Consider the following 21,033-nt stretch of genomic DNA (forward strand, 5'->3'; position numbering starts at 1 on the left):
AACTGAGGTGCGGGCGTGAGCACGCTCGAAGAACTGACCGATCGGACGGCCATCGCCGAGGTCGTCGCCGGGCTCGCCCACGCGCAGGACGACCGGGACTGGACCGCGCTGCGGCGGCTGTTCGCCGGCGAGGTGCTGCTGGACCTGTCGACCCACCACTTCGGCAGGCCGCCGGCGACCGTGGCGGCCGCCGATCTGGTCGAACTGGCCCGCGGCACCCTCGAAGGCTTCGGCAGCACCCACCACGCCGCCTCGAACCCGCAGGTGCGGCTAGCGGGCGACGCAGCCGAGTGCCGGGTGCACGTGATCGCCTACCACCACGTTCCCGCGGCTCCCGGCGTCGTCGACTTCTGCACGATGCGGGGCTCCTGGGAGCTGGCGCTGCGCAAGGTCGACGGCAACTGGCTCATCACCCGCTGGGCCGTACGGCGCACCTGCCCGTGGGAGGGGTCGCCGGACGTCTACGCGCTCGCGGCCTCCCGGATCGCATCCACGTCCTGACCGCCGCCTGGGAGGCACACCCGTGTTCTACGATCCGCACGGAACACGCCCGCCCGGCCACGGCGCGGAGCTGGCCCGCTACATGGACGACACCGTCATCCCGCTGCACCAGGAGAGGGGGATGACGGTCGTCGGGTCCTTCACCGCGGCCGGCGACTCGTTCGTCTGGATCCGGCGCTTCGAGGACGACGCGGACCGCGCACGCGTCCTGGAGTCCGTCCACAGCCATCCCCGGTGCGCGGCCGTGGCCGGCACGGTGTCCGAGCTGGTGGGCCGGCCCGAGTCCACGGTCCGGCTGGAGCCGACTCCCCGGTCCGGGCTGCGCTGAGGCACTGAGGTGAGCGCGACCACATCCCGCACCCCCTGACCTGGGGCTGGACCCCGTGCGCGAGATCGCCGCAGAACCGAATGCCACAATGGACGAATGGCACTGGGATACATCCTCGCTGTGCTGGCGACCCTGGCGTCAGGCAGTGGCTCGGTCCTGGCGTCCACCGGTGTCCAGCGCGCCGGCGCGTACGGCGGCTCGTCGCTCGACCTCATCGCCCTCCGGCGTCAGTGGCTCTACTTCCTCGGTCTCGGCGTGGACCTGGTGGGATTCGCGCTCGCGGCCATGGCGCTGCACCGGCTGCCGCTGTTCCTCGTCCAGTCGATGCTGGCGTTCAGCGTCGGCGTGACGGCCACGATCTCCGTCTTCCTGGGCTCCCGCCTCGGCACACCGGGATGGGCCGCGCTGGGCGTCGGCGCGACCGGGCTGATCCTGCTGGGCGTGTCCGCCGAACCGGGTCCGGCGCAGTCCCTGCCACCGCAGTGGCGCTGGGTCCTCGTGTGCATGGCGATACCGGTGGCGGGAATCGCCCTCTACGCCCGGCGCCACCACCACGTCTGGGCGACGGTGGCGCTGGCCTTCGGCGCCGGTGTCTCCTACAGCGTCGTCGGCATCTCGGCGCGGGCGCTCGACTTCCCGGACGCCGTGTGGCGGCTCGTCCTGGAACCGGCGGCCTGGGCGATCGCCCTCAACGGTCTCGCCGCGGCGGTGCTGTTCGCGATGGCGCTGCAGAAGGGCGGCGCGACCTCGGTCACCGCGATCATGTTCACCACCAACACGGCATTGTCGTCGGCCGTCGGCCTGATCTACCTCGACGACCGCGTCCGCGACGGCTACACGACCGCGGCCGCCGCCGGATTCGTCCTGGCGATCACCGGAGCGATCGCCGTCGCCCACTACGCGGCCGAGACCGGGCAGAAGGACCGTTCCAAGACACCGGCCGGCGCGCGGTCGTGAGGCGCTCGCGCGCGGTGACGCAGGGCCCGGTCTGAGACTTAGATCGTGTCGGCGGTGTCCTGCGGCACGCCGGCCGGTTCGCGGAACAGACCGGTGTAGGACCGCTGCTCCTCGTCGGGCGACGAACCGGGCGTCGTGTCCGGGAGGTCGACGTCAGGGTGGCTGAAGAGCCCGTTCTCTGGCTGCATGGTTTCCGACTTTCTCCGCGTCCTGTGCGTGCTCACGGCGAGCTGTCGCACGGCGCCATGGGGGTTCCGGACAACTGACGAGTGCAGTCCCGGTCACCCCCGAGACTACACGTCGCACGCAGTCGCGCGTCGCGGTTCGCCTGCCGTCCCGCGAAAAAGTCCCTTGTGGACTTCCGGCGTCACCGGAGGCGCCGGCGACCTGCTGGGCGAAACCCGACGTCAGCGCGGACGCCATCAGGCTGAGCCCCCGCGCGGTGGTGCCGGGACGGAACCGCACGTCCAGCAGCCGCAGGCCCTCCTCGTACACCGGGACCGCCAGTACCTGGCCAGCCGGCTGCGCATGGCGGTCGCGGAACGCGCCCTCGCCGACACGGGTGGCGCCGGGCAGCCCGGCGGCGATCCCGCCGGCGCGCCGCACCACGATCTCGCGCGTCAGCCGCGCGCCCGCGAGCTCGTCGCGGCTGCGCGAGTTGCGGCCGGACAGCTGGTCGTCGATCTCCTTGAGCCCGCCCTCGATCAACACCGTCGTCTTGACGTAGGCCGACCGCCGCGGGTTGCGGGGATCGGCGAGGCTGGGCGGGAGATGTGTTCCCCGAACACCTCAGGCCAGTCGACTTCGTCGTTGAAGTGGACAGGACCCCTGGAGATCACTTCATCACAGCACGGGCCACGGGCAACGGCCCGCGGCCCTCTTGAAGAGGAGGATGACGCGCGGAACCCGACGCCTCATCGTGGAACCACGAGGAATGGGCGAAAGGAACCTCGATGAGCGGGAGGACGCCGTCAGATGCCGTAGCTGAAGTGGAGCAGACCGGCGAGTTCCCCGTCTCCGGCCACGAGCTCGACGCACGACACGCCCAGGCCGCAGTCGTCGGCCGGGAACAGCATCACGTTGAGCCCGGATTCCTGGTCGACGACCTCGTCGGGCCAAGGCCCCCTCCGGTGAACGCTCCCGGCCGACAGCACCTCTTCCCTGAGCCGGCCGAGGGTCTCCGCCGTGAGGAATCCGGTGGCCTTCTGACTGGCCAGACAGGTGTAGCCCTCGATGGTCATGAGGCCGGCCTGGTCGTGCCGCCACTCGGCCGTGGCGAGTTCTTCGGGCCCGGCCAGCGCGATGAACACGACGCGCACGTCGTACCGCGTCCCGCCGGGTTCGTCGTAACCGTCCACGCCGACGAAGACCGGGTAGGTCCCCGGCGGAACCTCGTAGGCCCTCTCACCGAAGGGCGCGTCGTCCGGCGTGGACCAGACGATCGGCCCGTCGGTCACCAGGTCGCCCGCGCGATCGATCCACCGCGGCAGGGCACCGCACGGTGAGTTGAGATCGACCCAGGCCCAGTTCCGCTTGATCAGCTCCGGCACGAACAAGTCCACGTCCACGGGGAAATCCTTGCACGACAGCGGATTTCGACCTCGCGCGCCGTTGTGGGACTTCTCCCCGCGCATAGGCCGATCGGCCGTCGCCACGCGACCTGCAATGGATCTAGGTTTGCCGGTGTGACTGAACAGGGGGAACCTCACTCACGCCGTGCGTTCTCGCCTGGCGTCGCCGTGCTGGCCGGCTTCGTCGTGCTCGTCGGCAACCCGTGGGTGAACGAGGAGCTCACCCTCGCGTTGTCCGGCTCCGAATCCGCGTTCCGCTTCGCCAACGTGGTGTTGTCCTATCCGAGCTGGCACGTGGACGTCGACCGCGCCGGCTCGTTCCTGTTCTGGTTCGCGAACCTGCGGACGGTGGTGTTCGTGCTGCTGGCCGTCGCCGGGCTGTCCAGGGTGTCGCGCTGGGTCAGTGATGCTGCGGGAGGCGCTGGTCTGTTCGTCGCCACCGTGGGACTGACGACGCTCAGCGCGGTGGCCGCCGGGCTGGCTTCCAGTGTGGTGGGGGTGGCTCTGCTCGACACGAGAGCCGCTCTTCCCTACATCATTCCCGGCCAGTCCGAGGAGTTCTTCCTCAGCCAACTCAGCTCGTCGGCGATGTTCGGCGTCCTGTTCGGCTCGGTGCTCGGCGCCGTCGTCGCCTTGCAGCGCCGGAAACCGGTGAACCGCGAACGCCGTACCAACGCACCGAAGTCGTTGTGGTGAAGGAGCATCGATGAGCCGGCCGACCGCTTTCTCCCCCGACGACACGACTCGATATCTGTGTGTCGCGGCCAGGACCGACGAGGGCTTCGCCGAACGGATGACCGAAGCCCTGGTAACCGAGGACCTGCACGCGGTGGCGCCGTCGGTCGGGTTCTCACTGCGCCCGGTGCTGTTGCACGCGCTGGCCGGGATCCGGCAACGCCAGGTGCGGGACTGGTGCCTGCTCGCGGCGACGGCACTGGCCCTCGTCGCCTCTCCACTGTGGACGGTCCTGGCGCTGCTGGTGGTCCTGCCCGTCGCCGGTGGTCTCGCCCGGCGCGCCGCGGAGTCCCGCAGGTTGCGCGACGCCGTGTTCGCGCTCGTCGCGCTGGCCGTCCTGGTGTTCGTGAGCGTGTCGATCGTGTCCGCGCTCGGCACCGCCCCGGAAGCGACGCGGAGCCGTTCGCGGCCGGAGCCCCCGGTCGACGACTGGCTGGTCGGCCTGCCCTGGCTCGCGGTGCTGATCGGCCTGGTCATGTACGCGCTGGTGGTGTGGAACGAGTGGCGGACCCGCCAGACGCTGCTGAGCGAGCTCACCCGCGCCGCGTTCCGCCCGGAGGACGCGCCCGCGCTGCCCGCAGGCCAGGCGTGGTTGGCGGACCGGCTCGAGGCGGTCGACGAGGCCGAACGCGGGAACGTGACGGTCTACGACGGTTTCGCCCCGTTCGCCGGCCACGGCCCGCTGGTGTCGACGTGGTCGTTCGCCCTGCCGTCGCTACGACCTGATTCCGATGCCGGCACCGAGAACGTGGTGCCGCTCGACACCGTCGAACTGGTCGGCCACGTGCGCGACCGGCTGGCGGGCATCGGCGCAGGGCCCGACGAACTGCCCGGACTGTTCCTCACCGAGCGGGCCTTCGTCAGCGGCAACGCGCTCACCATGCACCCGGCCCTCCTGCCCGAGCGCGATCAGGCGCCACATCAACAACTCCAGGTCGAGGACCTGGCCCGGCTCGCCGCGCGCCCCCACGGCTCGGCGAGGCACTACCTGTGCGCGCAGGTCCCGTCGTGGGGCAGCGAGGTGGTCGCGAGCACGTTCCTGCACTTCTCCACCGACGGCCGGCTTCTCTACCTGCAGTGCGACCGCACCGTGCTGGGCCCGTTGTGGCAGCAGTACCACGACGTGGACCGGATCAGCCCGGTGCTCACCGCGGGCGCGATCGGTCGCATGCTGGCCAGAGCGGCGAGCGGACTGTCCAGCGCGGTGCCGCGCGCTCCCCTCCGCGTGGTGCGCGACGCGACCTTCCACTGGCGCTGGCAACGGCACCGCACCGTGGAGCGGGCGATCGCACTGCAGGACCTCGGCTACAGCTACGGCGCCCGCTTCAGCGTCCGCGAGGAGGCCACGGACGCCAACTACCACAACTACTTCCAGAAGACCGACGCCGCGAAGCACCTCAAGCTGATCGAACGCCACGTGCTGGCCGCCCTGCTGGACTTCCTCGACGAGCGCGGCGTGGACACCACCGAGTTCCGCAACCGCCAGATGACGATCCTCAACCAGGGCGTCATCCAGACCGGCGGCATCAGCAACGTGGGCAACCAGGCGATCGGCAGCGAGGCCACCGCGACCGCGCACTTCGCCACCCCCGAACCCACCGCCGGGAAACCGACGTGACAGGAGCAAGACCGATGCCGGACAACTCACCGAACCACGGCGTCCAGCAGTTCGGCGGGGTGAGCAACGTCGGCAACCAGGCGGTTGGCCAGCATGCCCGCGCGATCAGCCACGGCCTCCGGTTCACCGCGTCGCCGACGACCAGCGACCTGGTGACCGAGCTGATGACGTTGCTGGAACGCCACCGCGCGGAACTCCCCGACGCGGTCGACGAGGTCGCCGAGGAACTGCAGGACGAACTGGACTCGGCCGAGCCCGATCGAGGCGCGGTCGCGCGGACCCTCGAGCGGCTCAACATCATGGTCCGGCCCGTCGCACCGCTCGTCGAGACGGTCGGCGAGTTGACGAAGGCGGTCGACTCGGCGTTCGGCGCGTGAGTCCCTGGCTGCCCGTCGCCGCAGCCCTCATCGCCGCCGTCTGCACCGCAGGTGGCGCGGTCCTGGGTGCGAGGATGAACGCGAGGGCGGGCGATCGCGCGACCGAACAGCGCGAAGCGCAGGGCCGCCGGGAGGAGTGGTCGAAGCGCTTCTTCGAGGTGCTCGCCTACGTCGTCGACGAATCCTCGCGCAAGAGGGCGGTGGGGTTCGAGGTCATGACCGCACTGGCTGAATCGGACCTCGCGGGCCCGGAGGAGCTGAAGTTGTTGGACGCCCTCACCGAGCGCGTGCTCAACCCTCTTCTGAGAGAGCTCGAGCAGGAACTTCCCGCCGACGAAGGGCGAGGCACCCCGTGACCGAGCCCTTGAACCCGACCGCTGAGCAGGTGGCGGCCGCCCGTCTGCGCGTGGTGCTGGACAGGCGGGCCGGCAGGACCACCTCACCGATCATCACCGCGCTGGCGGCAGTGGTCGTGGACGCACTCGCGCCGGCCGGCACAGAGCCCGCGGTGCCAGATCCGGCCGTACTGCGGAACACAGCACCAGCCGCGTTGGAAAGCGAACGCACGACCGCGTTGCGGGTGCGTGTCACGAACGGTGAGGACACAGCGAGTCTCACGCTTCGTCAGCGCAAGGTTCTGACCGTCATCCGCGACTGGATCGACCGGTTCGGCTATCCGCCGAGCGTGCGAGAGATCGGCGAGGCGGTAGGCCTGACATCAACGTCCTCGGTCGCCTACCAATTGCGTGCGTTGGAGCGCAAGGGTTTCCTTCGGCGCGACCCCAACCGGCCACGGGCAGTCGGCATGGTGCCCGCTGAGGCCGGGGGTGAATTCGACCCGCTGGACGAGCCCAAGCCCGCGTACGTGCCCGTGCTGGGTACCGTCGCCGCCGGCGGGCAGATCGTGTCGGAGGAGTCGATCGACGACGAGGTGCCGTTGCCGCGGGAGATCGTCGGCGAGGGCGAGCTGTTCGTGCTGAGGATGACCGGCGACTCGATGGCGGCCTCGATCGAGGATGGTGACTGGGTCGTCGTCCGCGCTCAAGCCGATGCCGCCGACGGCGAGATCGTCGTCGCGTCCGTCGGCGGCGAGGCGACGGTGAGAACCCTCCAACGCCAAGACGGTCACCTGTGGCTGCTGCCGCACAACGACGTCTACGAGCCGATCAACGGTGACAACGCCACGATTCTCGGCAAGGTGGTCACAGTGTTGCGGAGTCTGTTGACCGCCTAGCGGGTGCGCCGGCGGATGCCGTCACGCGGACGCGATCTTCGCGCACTCGGACAAGCCCGCATCTGATCGGCAGAACGCCCCGGCCGTGAACCCGGCCGGGGCGTTCTGCTGACAACAGGGTGAAGACCCTTCGCCCGAAAGGCCACCATGACAGCGACCGACGCGGAGCTCATCGAGGCGCCGCTGCGCGTGCCGGAGACGTTCGCCTGATATTCGACCGGTACGCGCCGCACGTCCAGCGCTACCTCGCCCGCCGGCTCGGATCGCCACCAACCTGGGCTGACGGTGGTGCGCGACGTGTCGGCCGGTCATCCCTGGATCGGGATCAGCTGGCCGGTGCCGGAGGGTTCGGCGTCGTGGGCCGAACCGGTGGTGATGGTGTTCGACGACAAGACCTACGAGTACCTCGGCACGAAGAACAGGCCGCAGGACGCGTCCGGGTTCGTCGACCGGGTGGCGACCGCAGGTAGCCCGCTTGCCGTTTTGCGACAACCTGTCGTAATGTTCACGACAGGTTGTCGCAAAACTTTGGAGGACTCATGACCACGCTCGACGATCGCGCCGAACTCGTCGAACTGCTCAGCCGCTACGCCGACATCGCGGACCTGAAGGAGTTCACGACCCTGCCCGGCCGCGTCTTCACCGACGCGCTCACGCTGGACTTCGGGTCCGTCACGGGCATGCCGGAGATGACGATCCCGCTGGCCGACTACGTCGAGGTGCTCCGCGCCAGCTTCGCGCCGTTCAAGGCGACCCACCACGCCATCACCGGTCACGTCGTCGAGATCGACGGCGACACCGCGAAGATCCACGCCCACGTCCGCGCGGAACACTGGCTGCCGGACGCCGACCGCTGGCTGGTCGTCGGCTTCTACGACAACGAGGCGGTCCGCACGCCGGACGGCTGGCGCCTCACCCGTGTCAAGCTGACCGCGGTCCACCAGGAGAACCAGCCCGACCTCGCCACAGCCGCGAACTGAGGAGAACAGCGCGATGCCGCGGATCCGAGCCGCCACCATCGAGGAACACCACGAGATGGTGTGGGCCGACCTCACCGAGGCGGTGCGGCGGCTGCTGCTCGAACGCGACTACGACTCGATCACCATGGGCCACATCGCGACCGAGGCCGGTCTCGCGCGCAACACCCTCTACAACTACGCCGCCGACAAGAAGACGCTGGTGCTGGAGCTCGCCCGCCGGGCGAGCCGCCCACTGGCCGAGCAGGTGTCCGCGATCGCCGGGCGGTCCTCCGAGCCGGCGGCGGAGAGGGTGCGGGAGATCGTCGAGGTGATCCTGTCCGGGTCGACGAACCCCGCGATGCGGCTCATGTTCCTGCCGAACTCCAGCCCGATGGTCACCGACCTGCCGGACGGTCGGGACAACCCGTTCACCGCGCTCGTCGCCGAGGTGGAGAAGGTCGTCAGGGACGGCGTCGCCGGCGGCGAGTTCCGCGGCGTCGACGACGTGCGGCTCACCGTGGAGCTGCTGTCCGGCGCCATGCGCGCGGGATGCGAGCGCGTCAGCCGGGACCCGGCCACCCTTCCCGCCACTGTCCAGGCGGCACAGCGGCTCACGCTCGCGACGCTCACCTCGCCTGCAGCAGGTGAGTCGTGCCGGGCGGGTTGACCACGGTCCCGCTACGGCGTCCAGCTGGTCAGCCGAGGAACCCGTCGTGGAACAGCAGGCCGGGCAGGAAGAGCAGCACCGGGTAGCAGCAGGCCAGGAGCACGGCGCGGTGGCGGCTGCGCCACGCCGTCGTGGCCACGCCCGCCACCAGCACGGCGGCACAGCCGGCCAGCCCCATCAGGAAGGCGTGCTCCAGGACGGTCGACGCGGCGATCGTCATGTCGTCGTCCAAAGACCAGGACTCGACCGGCGACGAGCGGCGGCCCTTGCCCGGGACCAACGCCATCACGAAGGCGACCTGGACCGACACCGAGATGATCGTGAGCACCCGGCCGAGTCTCCCGCGCCGGCCGCCCGGTTTCGACGTGACACCGTCGTTCACCCGGTGGGCGTGCGCGAAGCCGGCCACGAGGGTGGGCAGCACGAACAACACCAGGGCGACCAGGTACAGCGCGGTCATCCGGGGCCGGTCCTCACGCAGCAGCGTCGGGTGAACGCCCACCGGTGTCAGCGCCTCGCCGAGCGGCATCCAGAAGTGCTTCTGGAGGAAGAGCAGCGCGACGAACACGATGACCGCGACGACCACGGCGACATCCAGCGCCGGAGAGGCCGGCGAACTGGATCTCCTCCCCCTCGCCCTCTTCCTCGCCACGTCGCCACCCTCCGCTCACAAGCCCGAACGCCCGCGAACACACTACAAGGCAGCTCATGATCCCAGTGCCGGTTCGCCGACCACCGCAGCGAACCCACCCGCCGCCGGCCAACACTCCGACCGCGACCACAAAGGACGGTCGAGCCGCCGGAGGTCGTTCGTCGAACGCCGCACCAATTTATCAGTCAGAAATTTGACGACCGTCACGGAAGTGAATAGCTTCGCCCTCCGGGAGGATCCGAACCCTGACCCGGAGGTCGGTTGTGATCACGCGCAGAACACCCCTCGTGGCCATCTTCGTCGCCGTGCTCGCCCTCGCCGGCGTCGTGCCGGCGACACCGGCGTCCGCCGCGTCGCTGGTGGAGGTGACCGGCTTCGGCGACAACCCCGGCGGGATGCGCATGCACCTCTACGTGCCGGACATCCGCCCGGCCAAGCCGGCGGTCGTCGTCGCCATGCACGGCTGCGGCGGCTCCGGTCCCGGCTTCTACTCGGGAAGCGAGTTCGGCTCACTCGCCGACCGGCACGGGTTCGTCGTCATCTACCCGAGCGCGCAACAGGAAGCCGGGTTCGGCAAGTGCTTCGACACCTGGTCCGACGCGGCCAAGCGGCGCGGTGGCGGAAGCGACCCGGTATCGATCGTGTCGATGGTGACCTACGTCCAGCAGCGCTACGGCGGTGACCCGGACCGGGTCTTCGCCACCGGGTCGTCCTCCGGCGGCATGATGACCAACGAGATGCTCGCCCTCTACCCGGACGTCTTCAAGGCGGGCGCGGCGTTCATGGGCGTGCCGTTCCACTGCTTCGCCGGCGCCGCCGACTTCCCGCCCGGCAGCAGCAGGTGCACCGGCAACGGCGGCGCGAACCGCACCCCGCAGGAGTGGGGCAACTTCGTCCGGCAGGCCTACCCCGGCTACACCGGGCCGCGTCCGCGGATGCAGCTGTGGCACGGCACCGCGGACACGCTCGTCCCGTACTCCTTGCTGCAGGAGCAGGTCGAGCAGTGGACCAACGTGTTCGGCCTGAGCCAGACACCGACGTCCACCGACACCCCGCGGGCCGGCTGGAACCGCAGCCGCTACGGCGACAAGGTCGAGGCGTACAGCATCCAGGGCGCCGGGCACAGCCTGCCGTCGTCCGGCATGGCCGCCGCGGCCCTCGAGTTCTTCGGCATCACCGGCGGTGGTGACCCGGACCCGCCGGTTCCGGGCACGTGCAGCGTCAAGGCCACCGTCAACGCCTGGAACAACGGCCTGACCGCGAGCCTCTCCATCACGAACACCGGCACTGCGGCGATCAACGGCTGGTCGCTCACGTTCACCCTGGCCGACGGGCAGAGGATCACCTCCGGCTGGAACGCCACCTACTCGCCGTCCTCCGGCCAGGTCACCGCCCGCAACGCCGGACACAGCGCGACGATCCCGCCCGGCAGGTCCGTCGGCATCGGCTTCCAGGCGGTGCACGGCGGGAACACGGCCGCCCCGACCGCGTTCGCGCTCAACGGCACCAGATGCGAACCCGCGGACGGGCGGTGAACGAGCCCGCCACCCATTCCAACAGACCGCCGGCCGAACTGCTCGAGCAGTTCGGCCGGTTCAAAGCTCCGCTCGCTCTTTCGGACACCCAGGATTGTCATCCTCTCGACGACATCAAGTGTTGTCATCGCTCCGACGACGTGCTACAACTGAGGTGCGCGTTGACAGCAGTAGAGAACATCGAGGAGGTGCCGGATGTTGATGCGCACTGACCCGTTCCGGGAGCTGGACCGCTTGGCGCAGCAGGTGTTCACCGGGCCGGGCACGTGGTCACGGCCCACGGCGATGCCGATGGACGCCTACCGCGCGGGCGACGAGTTCGTGGTGGCGTTCGACCTGCCGGGCGTGTCCGCGGACGCGATCGAGCTGGACGTCGAACGCAACGTGCTGACCGTGAAGGCGGAACGGCGTCCGACCATCACCGGCGACAACGCCGAGATGCAGGTCGCGGAACGACCGCTGGGCGTGTTCTCCCGCCAGCTGTTCCTCGGCGACACACTCGACACCGAGCACATCCAGGCCGCGTACGACGCAGGTGTCCTGACCCTGCGGATCCCGGTGCTGGAGAAGGCGAAGCCGCGCAAGATCGCCATCACGAACACCGGCCAGGACGTCAAGCAGATCAACGCCTGACCAGGGGCCGTCGTGGTCGCGCAGACGCTCGACGACGAGTTCCTCGCGTTGCTGTGCGCGGACGAGGACCTGGTGCGCACCGAGTTCGACGCGATCATCGCAGCGAACTGGGGGGAGCCACCGCTTCCCCCAGCCCCTCGCCCGCGTGTCCCGATGACGCCGTATCGGGACGTGTCCCGCCCGCACTGGCGGAACCGCGTCCCGGAAAGACGATCGGCGCGGCAGCGCTCCCCTCCGTCACGGAAGGCAGGTGATGCGTGAACCCGGAGACCAGCACGAGGACGTCCGGCCGACCGCCCGCACCGTCACAACCCGGGGGTGGCCAGTCGACTGACGCCACCTGAGCGCAAGGGCGCAACGATCCGCGGGCCGCACGGACACCTCCACCTGAGTGGCCCCGTACCGCAGACGGCGGGACGGGGCCACTCAGTCGTTCACGCCCGCATTCAGTGGCAAAGCGACGCCCTGGGCCATTCTCATTTGACGGAGTGAGCACTCACTCCGCACTATGGGTGCATGACACCAGCATCCGAAACCCGGCGAAGAGCGCCGAGCATGAGCGCGGAGGATCGGCGCGCGATGATCGTGCACGCCGTGCTGCCGCTTCTGATGGAGCACGGCGCGAACGTGACGAGCAGCCAGATCGCCCGGGCCGCCGGCATCGGCGAGGGCACCGTCTTCCGCGCGTTCAAGGACAAGGACGAGCTGTTCGACGCCTGCACGGCCGAGGCGCTCAGGCCTGATCACGTGCTCGACGCGATCGCCGAGATCCCCCTCGACCAACCCCTGGAGGACCGGCTAGTCGAAGCCGCCGAGGCGCTCGGCGCGCACCTGGAGCGGATGGGCGCGCTGATGAGCGCGCTGCACGCGTCCGGCCGGACCAAGCAGCGCGACCCCGAACAACGCCGTGGCACGCGGAAGGGCGGGCGCCGCGAGTCGATGGCCGCCATCCGGGGGGCGATGGTCGAGCTGTTCACGCCGGAGCAGGACCGGCTGCGGCTGCCGCCCGAGCAGCTCGCCTCCCTCTTCCTGACCTTGCTGTTCGGCGGCCGCAGGCTGGCCACCGACGTCGACGCGCCCACCACGCGCCAGGTGGTCGACTTCTTCCTGCACGGCGCCGTGGAGGCTGGATGATGCCGGGTGGCCTGGAGTCCGTGCTGGGCCGGCGCGGACGGCGGCGGCGCGCCACGACGGTGCCGGACAGCGGGCTCACCGGGCCGGTCGACATCCCCGAACCGAAGCAGGACGACGAACCGAAGGACCTGCGCTCCCGGCTGAAGCGCACGAGGACGTCCGTGGTGGGCACCGTGCGCGGCCTGCCGAAGGTCGCGAAGCTGACGTGGCAGGCCAGCCCGGTCCTGACCGTCCTGCTCGTGCTGATCACGCTCTTCTCGGGACTCCTGCCCACCGCGACCGCGTACATCGCGAAGCTGCTGCTGGACTCCGTCGTCGCGGCGATCCAGCACACCGGCACCACGGGTGACATCGCGAAGGTCGCGCTGCTCCAGTTCGGCGTGCTCGCCGCGACCGCGGTCAGCAGCGCGCTGACGTCGATCGCGCAGTCGCTGCTGCAGGAACGCATGACGCTGACCATCCGCCACCGGGTGATGGCACACGCCAGCGAACTGCACCTCGCCTACTTCGAGGGCTCGGCGTCGTACGACATGCTGCGCCAGGCCGCGCAGGAGGCGCCGACGCGGCCGCTGTCGATGATGAACTCCGCGCTGGGGCTGCTGCGGACGCTGATCACGTTCACCAGCATGATCGCGCTGCTCGTCTCGATCAGCCCGCTGCTGGCCCTGGTCGCGCTGGTGGCACCGATCCCGGCGTTCATCTCGCAGTCGAAGTACGGCTCGCGCGCGTTCTGGCTGACCTTCGTGATGTCGCCGATCAAACGGCGGATGGACTACCTGTCCTCTTTGGTCACGACGGACACCTACGCCAAGGAGACGAAGCTGTTCGGGCTCGGCCCGTACTTCGCCGACCGGTTCCGCCGGCTCGGCGCCGTCTCCTACGAGCGCCAGCGGAAGCTGACGGTCAACCGCAACATCAGCTCGACGTCCTGGGGGCTGTTGAGCACGCTCGCGGGGTCGGCGATCACGTTGTACATCGCGTTGGAAGCGGTCGGAGGACGGCTCACGCTGGGAGACCTGGCGCTGTACACGGCCGCGGCGGCGTCTGTGCAGACGTCGGTGTCCGGGCTGTTCACGGCGTTCGCGGGGATGTACGAGAACAACCTCTACCTCGACACGCTGTACCGGTTCCTGGACACGAAGCCGGAGATCACGGCGCCGCCGTCACCGCGGCCGATGCCGTCCACAGTGGAGGGTCACATCGAGTTCGACTCGGTGACCTTCCGGTATCCGGGCGCCGAGGAGGCCGCGCTGGACGAGGTCAGCTTCGAGATCCGGCCCGGCGAGACCGTGGCCGTGGTGGGCCGCAACGGCGCGGGCAAGTCGACGTTGTTCAAGCTGCTCTGCCGGCTCTACGACCCGACCGGCGGACGCATCCTGCTCGACGGCGTGGACATCCGCGAGTACGACCCCGTCGAGCTGCGCACGCGGATCAGCGCGATGTTCCAGGACTACGTGACGTACCAGGGCACGGCCGCGGAGAACATCGGCCTCGGTGACCTGACCCGGCTCGAGGACCGGCCGCACGTCGAGGAGTCGGCGCGCCGCGCCGGCGCGGACGAGCGGATCGAGCGGCTCCCCCGCGGTTACGACAGCCCGCTCGGCCGCTGGTTCGACCAGGGCGTCAGCCTGTCCGGCGGTGAGTGGCAGAAGATCGCACTGGCCAGGGCGTTCCATCGGGAGGCGCCGATCCTGGTGCTCGACGAACCGACGTCGGCGCTGGACGCGCGGGCCGAGCACGACCTGTTCGCGCGGCTGCGGGAGCTGTCGGAGGGCCGGACGACGCTGTACATCTCGCACCGGTTCTCGACCGTGCGGCAGGCCGAGCGGATCCTGTTGCTGGAGCACGGGAAAGTCGCCGAGTACGGCACGCACGAGGAGCTGATGGCGGCCAAGGCCGGCTACGCCGAGCTGTTCACCCTGCAGGCGCAGGCGTACCTGGACGAAGTGCCCGGCTGAACTCCCCCGGCGCCAGGACCTCGGTGGAGTTGTGCTCGCGGATGATGCGCCACCCGTCCGGCGTCCGGCGCCAGACCACTGAGGACGTGGTCCGGATGTCCGTGACGCCGGCGGGTGCGGCGATCCGGGCCACGAACCTCAGGGTGGACGCGGCCAGGTCTCCGCCCGCGACGACGTGCGGCCCGTCGTCGATCGCGTGTTCCGCCGACACCATCTCGCGGAAGGCGGGCTCCCAGATCGCGCCGTAGCCCGCGGCGGTCGTCGCCACCCGGTGTGCGGGGTCGAAGTCGTCGTAGAGGCGGACGTCCGGTGAGCTGAAGTCGTAGAACTCGCCGAAGACGCGCTGGAAGTCGAAGGGCGCGTCCCCTTCGCGACGGTCCCAGCCGAACACCCACCGGCCGTGCAGCTCCGAGATCACCTGTTCGTCGTTCATGATCTCGACGCTAGGACCGCACGGGGATTTCAGGCAGGGTGCGTCACACCCACCCGGACGCCCGCGGCCGTCACACGACCGTGTTGTCCACGAAGCACCAGCGCCAGGTCTCCCCCGGCTCGAACGAACGCATGATCGGGTGCGCCTCGTCGGCGAAGTGCTTCGAGGCGTGCTTGGCGGGCGACGAGTCGCAGCAGGCGACCTTGCCGCAACCCAGGCACAGGCGCAGGTGCACCCATCGGCCGCCCTCGGCCAGGCAGTCCTCACACCCCTCCGGCGTGGCAGGAGCGGGTTCGGCGCCCAGTTCGGCGACGTGCTGGCAGGTAGTGGTCACGGCTCGACGGTACCTCGGCTGCGGCCGCCGACGACTTCTGGTGTTTGACTGGGCGCATGACGAGTGCCGGTCGCGTCGCGCGGCCTTCGATTCTCACGGTGGACGACGACCCGGCCGTCTCGCGGGCGGTGGCGCGCGACCTGCGCCGCATGTACGGCGAGCACTACCGCGTCGTGCGGGCCGAGTCCGGGTCCCAGGCGCTCGAGGCCCTGCACGAGATCAAGCTGCGCGGCGAGGAGGTCGCCGCGTTGCTCGCCGACTACCGGATGCCGCAGATGAGCGGCATCGAGTTCCTCGAACAGGCCATGGACGTGTTCCCCCAGGCGCGCCGGGTTCTGCTCACGGCGTACGCCGACACCGACGCCGCGATCCAGGCGATCAACGTCGTGGACCTCGACCACTACCTGCTCAAGCCGTGGGACCCGCCGGAGCAGAACCTCTACCCGGTGCTCGACGAGCAGCTGCGCGCCTGGGCCGTGAGCGACCGGCAGCCGCCGCAGCGGGTGCGGGTGGTCGGGCACCGCTGGTCGCCGCGTTCCTACGAGGTGCGGGACTTCCTGGCACGCAACAACGTTCCGTTCCGCTGGCACGCGCTCGACGAGCCGGAGGCACGCTGCCTGCTCACCGCGGCGCACCAGGACGGGACGACCCTGCCCGTCGTCGTCACCGCTCAGGGCAAGGCACTGGTCGACCCCTCCGACGCGGAGCTCGCCGCCGAGGTGGGCCTGAGCACGCAGCCGTCGGCCGAGTTCTACGACCTGATCGTCGTGGGCGGCGGGCCCGCGGGTCTCGGCGCCGCGGTGTACGGCGGGTCGGAGGGACTGCGGACCGTCCTGGTGGAACGGATCGCGACCGGTGGCCAGGCGGGCACGAGCAGCCGCATCGAGAACTACCTGGGCTTCCCCGACGGGGTGTCGGGCGGGCAGCTGACCGAACGGGCCCGCAGGCAGGCGGTCAAGTTCGGGGTCGAGCTGCTCACCACGCGCGACGTCGTCGCCCTGGAACGCCGGGGAGCCGCGCGCATCGTGCGGTTCGGCGACGGCACCGAACTCGCCGCCCACACCGTCATCCTCGCCACCGGCGTGTCCTACCGGCTGCTCGACGCGCCCGGACTCGGCGAGCTGACCGGGCGGGGCGTGTACTACGGCGCCTCGACCACCGAGGGCCCCAACTGCGCCGGGCAGGACGTGTACCTGGTCGGCGGCGCGAACTCCGCGGGCCAGGCGGCCGTCTACTTCTCCGGGCACGCGCGCAAGGTCGTGATCCTGGTGAGGGGCGACTCGCTGGAGCAGTCGATGTCGCGGTACCTGATCGACCAGCTCTCGGCGATCCCGAACGTCGAGGTGCGCGCGCACACCGAGATCCGCGACGGCTCGGGGGAAGACCACCTCGAGACGTTGACGTTGCTGGACAACAAGACCGGCGAGACGACGACCGTCGCGGCGAGCTGGTTGTTCGCGTTCATCGGCGCCGCCCCGCGCACGGACTGGCTCGACGGCACGCTGGAGCGGGACGACCGCGGTTTCCTCCTCGCCGGACCCGACCTCGGCGGCTCACCCCCGGGGTGGGACCTCGAGCGGGCGCCGTACCACCTGGAGACGAACGTGCCCGGCGTGTTCGTCGCGGGCGACGTCCGGGCCGACTCGGTGAAGCGCGTCGCGTCCGCGGTCGGTGAGGGCGCCATGGCCGTCACCCTGGTCCACCGTTACCTGGAGAGGTCGTGATGGAGAGGCTCACCGCGGAGGAACTGCGCGCGCTGTTCCTGTTCGAGAAGCTCGACCAGTCCCAGCTGGACTGGCTGGCCGGCCACGGTCACATCGAGGTCCGCGAGGCGGGCACGGCCGTGCTCACCGAAGGCGAGCCGGCGACGTGCTTCTTCGTGCTGCTCGAAGGCACGGTCGCGCTGTGCCGCACCATCGGCGGCCAGCGGATCGAGGTGAGCCGCAGCGACCTGCGCGGCTCGTACTTCGGTGCCACCCAGGCCTACCTGGAGCTCGACCAGCCGACCTACCAGATGACCGTCGAGTCGATCACCGCCACGTCGATGCTGCAGTTCGACGCCGACGAGTTCGGCCCGATGGTCCGCGCGTGGTTCCCGATGGCGATGCACCTGCTGGAGGGCCTGTTCTGGGGCATGCGCAACACCCAGGCGACGGTGGGCCAGCACGAACGGCTCACCGCGCTCGGCGCGCTGTCCGCAGGGCTCACCCACGAGCTCAACAACCCGGCGGCGGCCGCCGTGAGGGCGACCGCGGCACTGCGCGAGCGGGTCGCGGGAATGCGGCACAAGCTCGCCCTCCTGGCACAAGGGGCGATCGACCCGGCCGTGCTGCCGGCTCTGGTCAAGCTGCAGGAGAAGGCGGTCGAACGGGTCGCGAAGGCACCGAAGCTCAGCCCACTGGAGACCAGCGACGCCGAGGACGAGGTCGCCGACTGGCTCGACGGCCACGGCATCACCGGCGGCTGGGACGTCGCGCCCGTCCTGGTCGCGGCCGGGCTGGACGTCGAGTGGCTGGAGGGGTCACTCGTGTCGTGCCCGGCCGCCGTCACGGGACCCGCCGTGCACTGGCTCAGGTACACGGTCGAGACCGAGTTGCTGATGAACGAGATCGAGGACGCCACGACCAGGGTGTCCACCTTGGTCGGTGCCGCCAAGCAGTACTCGCAGATGGACCGCGCGCCGTTCCAGGTGGTCGACGTGCACGAGTTGCTCGACTCCACCCTGGTCATGTTCGGCGGGAAGCTCACGGACGTCCAGGTGGTCAAGGACTACGACCGGGCGCTCCCCCTCATCCCCGCCTACGCGGGCGAGCTCAACCAGGTGTGGACGAACATGATCGACAACGCCCTGAGCGCGATGGGCGGCGCGGGGACGTTGACCGTGCGGACCTCCCGGCAGGACAGGCACCTCGTGGTGGAGATCGGCGACACCGGTCCCGGCATCCCGGCCGAGGTGAAGAGCCGGATCTTCGAACCGTTCTTCACCACCAAGCCGGTCGGCGAGGGCACCGGACTCGGGCTGGAGATCTCCTGGCGGATCGTGGTGAACAAGCACCGCGGCGCCATCCGCGTGGAGTCACGGCCAGGCGACACGAGGTTCCAGGTCGTCCTGCCGCTGGACGCGACAGGTCAGTGACAGCCGCAAGGGGCAGGATCACGGCGTGAGGGTCTTGGCCCACTCCGCGAAGCTCGTGAGCGGCAGGCCGAGCGCCCTGGCGTACTCCGGGCGGCCCGCCATGCCGGTCTCGTTCAACCGGTCGTGCCCGGCGGCCATCCCGGGCATGCCCGCGGCGGACGCCTGCTCCAAGGTCATGTCCGGTGCGGAGAGCGAGGCTCCGAACGCGTCCGAGAGCACGGCGGCGATCTCCGTCATCGAGAGGTGGTCGCTCGCGAGCTCCAGCTCGACCCGGTCGAAGCGCTCCGGATCGGCGACGGCGGCGGCCACCGCGGTGCCGATGTCCCGCACCGCGACCAGCGACAACCGGGTGGCGGGCCGGAGCAGGCTCACCAGGCCGCCCTCGATGCCGCGCGGGAACAGGAACGCCGACGACGGCAGGAAGTTCTCCATGAAGAAGCCGGGCTTGAGCAGCGTCCACCGCTCGAACCCGGCCTCGCGGACCCGGTCCTGGATCTCGGCCTTGGTGTTGAGCGACGCCTCCATGACGGGGAAGCGCCCGTCCGTGATGCGTTCGCCCGCACCGTCCACTGTGGTCTGGATGAACTGCGGAACGCCCGCCTCCAGCGCGGCCTGAACCAGGTTCATGGCCTGGGTCAGCTCGCCGGGGAAGTCGAACCCGTCCTCGGTCGGCAGGGCCATCTGCACCGAGAACACGGCGCGTGCACCCTTCGCGGCACCGACCAGCGAGTCGCGGTCGTTCAGGTCGCCCGCGACGAGTTCGACGTCCAGGGCTTTCGCTCGCTCGGCCAACGGATCGCGGACCAACGCGCGCACGGGCACGCCCGCCGCCTTGAGGGCGTGCACAGCTGCGCCACCCTGCTTACCGGTGGCTCCTGTGACCAGCACTGGTTCGGACATGAGACTCCTCAGCTGCGGAAACGAAAACGGCGGGGCCCGCCGTTTAGACGTCCGCTACGATATGGCGGACCCCGCCACTTAGCAAGCACGAGGTGGACATGGCCGACCGCCAGCGCGCCGACGCCCGGCGCAACTACGAGCGGATCCTCGCCGTCGCCGAGCAGGAAGTCGCCGCGCACGGCGGCGGTGCGTCACTGGAGCAGATCGCCCGCGTCGCCGGGGTCGGCTCGGCGACCGTGCGCCGGCACTTCCCCAACCGCCACGCCCTGCTGGAAGCCGTGTCCGCACAACGGATCGAGGCGCTGTGCGACCGGGCGCGGGAACTGGACGGCGCGGGCGACAGCAGGGACTCGCTGCTCGCCTGGCTGGACGAGCTCGTCGCGTACTGCGTCACGGCGCGCGGACTCGCCACCGCGCTGGCCTACGAGGGCGACCCGGTGGACGGGAACTCGTGCGCGTCGGTGGTCGCGCGGGCGGTGGAACCGTTGCTGCGCCGGGCAGTTCGGGACGGCGCGGTCGCCGCGGGCGTCACGGCCGTCGAACTGGTGACGCTGATCGTCGGCATCGTGATGGTCACCGAGCACCACCAGGACCCGGCCGCCTCGGCCGGGCGGCTGTTCGCGGTCGCCATCGCGGGCATCAGCCCGGCTCGCTGATCCGGCGGGGCGTCAGCTCATCCGGCGGCGGGGAACGGGATCGTCTTGGTGTGCAACAGTTCCAGCGTCTCCCGGGTGATGTCCGCGACGTCGGCCCTGCCGCCGTCCGAGGTCCACGTCTGCACGACCACCTCGATCACGTTCATGGTGCTCGCGGCGGTCAGCGCGGCGAACAGCACGTCGCCGGTCCCGCCCTCACGGCGAAGGATCTCCTGGGCCAGCCGCCGGCGCCAGCTCCAGCACAGGTCGGCCAGGCCGGCCCGTAGCCCCGTGGTCTTGTCGAAGATCTCGTACAGGGCGAGCAGGCGCGCCGAGTTCGCCCCGATCGTCTGCTCGACGCTGCCGATGACGGCGTGGAGCGCCTCGGGCAGCGGAGCCTCGTCGGGCTGGGCGAGGAAGGCCTCCATCGCCGCGTCCAGGCCGTTCTGCACGAAGCTGACGACCAGCGCCTCTTTGGTGGCGTAGTAGCGGTACAGCGTGCGGGTGCCGACCTCGGCCGCGGCGGCGATCTGCTCGATCGTGGTGTCGTCGTACCCCTGCGCGACGAACAGGTCGAACGCCGACTCGGCGATGAACCGACGGGTGCGTTCCATCTTCGCTTCACGCAAGCCCATAACGCCACCTCACAGCCCTCTCCCGGCGAACCGCACGGTAGCACTGCCACATGACAGCCACTGCCACATGACACGTTGAGCGGTTGCGGCATTCAATGCCA

General features: G+C 70.1%; 28 protein-coding genes. 20 read left to right on the forward strand and 8 right to left on the reverse strand.

The window, feature by feature from the left end:
• Nucleotides 1-15 precede the first annotated feature (15 nt).
• The 3 genes from LX88_RS23125 (at nt 16) to LX88_RS23135 (ending at nt 1,786) form a co-directional block, all read left to right on the forward strand.
• Nucleotides 16-501 (forward strand): nuclear transport factor 2 family protein, encoded by a 486-nt coding sequence (locus tag LX88_RS23125; protein WP_258949894.1) that lies wholly within the window; start codon nt 16-18, stop codon nt 499-501.
• Between the two features lie 22 nt (nt 502-523).
• Nucleotides 524-829, forward strand: coding sequence for an NIPSNAP family protein (locus tag LX88_RS23130; protein WP_258949895.1), 306 nt, complete (start codon nt 524-526; stop codon nt 827-829).
• Nucleotides 830-925: 96 nt separating this feature from the next.
• A complete protein-coding gene (locus LX88_RS23135; RefSeq protein ID WP_258949896.1) occupies nt 926-1,786 on the forward strand; it encodes a DMT family protein in 861 nt (286 codons plus the stop codon).
• A gap of 38 nt (nt 1,787-1,824) precedes the next feature.
• On the opposite strand, the gene LX88_RS23140 is transcribed toward LX88_RS23135, so the two are convergent.
• The 3 genes from LX88_RS23140 to LX88_RS23150 form a co-directional block, all read right to left on the reverse strand.
• Complete coding sequence (locus LX88_RS23140) at nt 1,825-1,974, reverse strand: hypothetical protein (RefSeq protein WP_258949897.1); 150 nt, start codon at nt 1,972-1,974, stop codon at nt 1,825-1,827.
• Nucleotides 1,940-2,497 carry a hypothetical protein gene (locus LX88_RS23145; protein WP_258949898.1) on the reverse strand — a complete coding sequence of 186 codons (558 nt, stop codon included), beginning with the start codon at nt 2,495-2,497 and terminating at the stop codon, nt 1,940-1,942. Before LX88_RS23145 ends, LX88_RS23140 begins: the two co-directional genes overlap by 35 nt.
• A gap of 260 nt (nt 2,498-2,757) precedes the next feature.
• Nucleotides 2,758-3,354 carry a hypothetical protein gene (locus tag LX88_RS23150; protein WP_258949899.1) on the reverse strand — a complete coding sequence of 199 codons (597 nt, stop codon included), beginning with the start codon at nt 3,352-3,354 and terminating at the stop codon, nt 2,758-2,760.
• 117 nt (nt 3,355-3,471) lie between these two features.
• Between LX88_RS23150 and LX88_RS23155 the strand changes: the two genes are divergently transcribed.
• From LX88_RS23155 to LX88_RS23190, 8 genes are all read left to right on the forward strand, one after another.
• Nucleotides 3,472-4,053 carry a hypothetical protein gene (locus LX88_RS23155; RefSeq protein WP_258949900.1) on the forward strand — a complete coding sequence of 194 codons (582 nt, stop codon included), beginning with the start codon at nt 3,472-3,474 and terminating at the stop codon, nt 4,051-4,053.
• A gap of 10 nt (nt 4,054-4,063) precedes the next feature.
• A complete protein-coding gene (locus tag LX88_RS23160; protein WP_258949901.1) occupies nt 4,064-5,710 on the forward strand; it encodes an AbeC-like domain-containing protein in 1,647 nt (548 codons plus the stop codon).
• 14 nt (nt 5,711-5,724) lie between these two features.
• Nucleotides 5,725-6,087: a hypothetical protein gene (locus tag LX88_RS23165; RefSeq protein ID WP_258949902.1), complete on the forward strand. Its 363-nt coding sequence runs from the start codon at nt 5,725-5,727 to the stop codon at nt 6,085-6,087.
• Entirely contained in the window at nt 6,084-6,443 is a 360-nt protein-coding gene (locus LX88_RS23170) for a hypothetical protein (protein WP_258949903.1), read from the forward strand. Before LX88_RS23165 ends, LX88_RS23170 begins: the two co-directional genes overlap by 4 nt.
• 218 nt (nt 6,444-6,661) lie before the next feature.
• Nucleotides 6,662-7,321, forward strand: a complete 660-nt coding sequence (gene lexA / locus LX88_RS23175) for a transcriptional repressor LexA (RefSeq protein WP_258950158.1) — start codon at nt 6,662-6,664, stop codon at nt 7,319-7,321.
• Between the two features lie 288 nt (nt 7,322-7,609).
• A complete protein-coding gene (locus tag LX88_RS23180) occupies nt 7,610-7,864 on the forward strand; it encodes a hypothetical protein (protein WP_258949904.1) in 255 nt (84 codons plus the stop codon).
• Nucleotides 7,861-8,301: a nuclear transport factor 2 family protein gene (locus tag LX88_RS23185; protein ID WP_258949905.1), complete on the forward strand. Its 441-nt coding sequence runs from the start codon at nt 7,861-7,863 to the stop codon at nt 8,299-8,301. Before LX88_RS23180 ends, LX88_RS23185 begins: the two co-directional genes overlap by 4 nt.
• 13 nt (nt 8,302-8,314) lie before the next feature.
• Nucleotides 8,315-8,947: a TetR/AcrR family transcriptional regulator gene (locus LX88_RS23190; protein WP_258949906.1), complete on the forward strand. Its 633-nt coding sequence runs from the start codon at nt 8,315-8,317 to the stop codon at nt 8,945-8,947.
• A gap of 28 nt (nt 8,948-8,975) precedes the next feature.
• Here LX88_RS23190 and LX88_RS23195 read toward each other — a convergent pair whose 3' ends face one another.
• Nucleotides 8,976-9,599, reverse strand: a complete 624-nt coding sequence (locus LX88_RS23195; protein ID WP_258949907.1) for a hypothetical protein — start codon at nt 9,597-9,599, stop codon at nt 8,976-8,978.
• Nucleotides 9,600-9,886: 287 nt separating this feature from the next.
• Between LX88_RS23195 and LX88_RS23200 the strand changes: the two genes are divergently transcribed.
• From LX88_RS23200 to LX88_RS23225, 6 genes are all read left to right on the forward strand, one after another.
• Nucleotides 9,887-11,134, forward strand: a complete 1,248-nt coding sequence (locus LX88_RS23200; protein WP_258949908.1) for an extracellular catalytic domain type 1 short-chain-length polyhydroxyalkanoate depolymerase — start codon at nt 9,887-9,889, stop codon at nt 11,132-11,134.
• Entirely contained in the window at nt 11,131-11,346 is a 216-nt protein-coding gene (locus LX88_RS23205; RefSeq protein ID WP_258949909.1) for a hypothetical protein, read from the forward strand. The genes LX88_RS23200 and LX88_RS23205 overlap by 4 nt, the downstream gene beginning before the upstream one ends.
• Nucleotides 11,330-11,767 carry an Hsp20/alpha crystallin family protein gene (locus LX88_RS23210; protein ID WP_258949910.1) on the forward strand — a complete coding sequence of 146 codons (438 nt, stop codon included), beginning with the start codon at nt 11,330-11,332 and terminating at the stop codon, nt 11,765-11,767. Before LX88_RS23205 ends, LX88_RS23210 begins: the two co-directional genes overlap by 17 nt.
• A gap of 12 nt (nt 11,768-11,779) precedes the next feature.
• The gene (locus tag LX88_RS23215) at nt 11,780-12,028 is read left to right on the forward strand and encodes a hypothetical protein (protein WP_258949911.1); all 249 of its coding nucleotides are present in this window, start codon (nt 11,780-11,782) and stop codon (nt 12,026-12,028) included.
• Nucleotides 12,029-12,322: 294 nt separating this feature from the next.
• The gene (locus LX88_RS23220; protein ID WP_258949912.1) at nt 12,323-12,901 is read left to right on the forward strand and encodes a TetR/AcrR family transcriptional regulator; all 579 of its coding nucleotides are present in this window, start codon (nt 12,323-12,325) and stop codon (nt 12,899-12,901) included.
• On the forward strand, nt 12,901-14,859 hold the full coding sequence (locus LX88_RS23225; RefSeq protein WP_258950159.1) for an ABC transporter ATP-binding protein: 1,959 nt from the start codon (nt 12,901-12,903) through the stop codon (nt 14,857-14,859). Before LX88_RS23220 ends, LX88_RS23225 begins: the two co-directional genes overlap by 1 nt.
• Here the strand turns inward: LX88_RS23225 and LX88_RS23230 are convergent.
• Nucleotides 14,816-15,292 (reverse strand): YybH family protein, encoded by a 477-nt coding sequence (locus tag LX88_RS23230; RefSeq protein ID WP_258949913.1) that lies wholly within the window; start codon nt 15,290-15,292, stop codon nt 14,816-14,818. The genes LX88_RS23225 and LX88_RS23230 overlap by 44 nt on opposite strands.
• Nucleotides 15,293-15,362: 70 nt before the next feature.
• Nucleotides 15,363-15,626 (reverse strand): UBP-type zinc finger domain-containing protein, encoded by a 264-nt coding sequence (locus LX88_RS23235; protein WP_258949914.1) that lies wholly within the window; start codon nt 15,624-15,626, stop codon nt 15,363-15,365.
• Between the two features lie 56 nt (nt 15,627-15,682).
• On the opposite strand from LX88_RS23235, the gene LX88_RS23240 reads away from it, so the two are divergent.
• Both LX88_RS23240 and LX88_RS23245 read left to right on the forward strand, forming a co-directional pair.
• Nucleotides 15,683-17,350 (forward strand): NAD(P)/FAD-dependent oxidoreductase, encoded by a 1,668-nt coding sequence (locus LX88_RS23240; RefSeq protein ID WP_258949915.1) that lies wholly within the window; start codon nt 15,683-15,685, stop codon nt 17,348-17,350.
• A complete protein-coding gene (locus LX88_RS23245) occupies nt 17,350-18,762 on the forward strand; it encodes an ATP-binding protein (RefSeq protein ID WP_258949916.1) in 1,413 nt (470 codons plus the stop codon). Before LX88_RS23240 ends, LX88_RS23245 begins: the two co-directional genes overlap by 1 nt.
• Nucleotides 18,763-18,780: 18 nt before the next feature.
• On the opposite strand, the gene LX88_RS23250 is transcribed toward LX88_RS23245, so the two are convergent.
• Nucleotides 18,781-19,662, reverse strand: a complete 882-nt coding sequence (locus tag LX88_RS23250) for an NmrA family NAD(P)-binding protein (RefSeq protein WP_258949917.1) — start codon at nt 19,660-19,662, stop codon at nt 18,781-18,783.
• A 98-nt stretch (nt 19,663-19,760) separates the two neighbouring features.
• Here LX88_RS23250 and LX88_RS23255 point away from each other — a divergent pair, with 98 nt between their 5' ends.
• Nucleotides 19,761-20,318: a TetR/AcrR family transcriptional regulator gene (locus LX88_RS23255; RefSeq protein ID WP_258949918.1), complete on the forward strand. Its 558-nt coding sequence runs from the start codon at nt 19,761-19,763 to the stop codon at nt 20,316-20,318.
• 17 nt (nt 20,319-20,335) lie between these two features.
• Here LX88_RS23255 and LX88_RS23260 read toward each other — a convergent pair whose 3' ends face one another.
• Nucleotides 20,336-20,932 carry a TetR/AcrR family transcriptional regulator gene (locus tag LX88_RS23260; protein WP_258949919.1) on the reverse strand — a complete coding sequence of 199 codons (597 nt, stop codon included), beginning with the start codon at nt 20,930-20,932 and terminating at the stop codon, nt 20,336-20,338.
• Nucleotides 20,933-21,033 lie beyond the last annotated feature (101 nt).

Origin of the sequence: Lentzea californiensis (assembly GCF_024648825.1) — a bacterium.
Taxonomy (GTDB): domain Bacteria; phylum Actinomycetota; class Actinomycetes; order Mycobacteriales; family Pseudonocardiaceae; genus Lentzea; species Lentzea californiensis.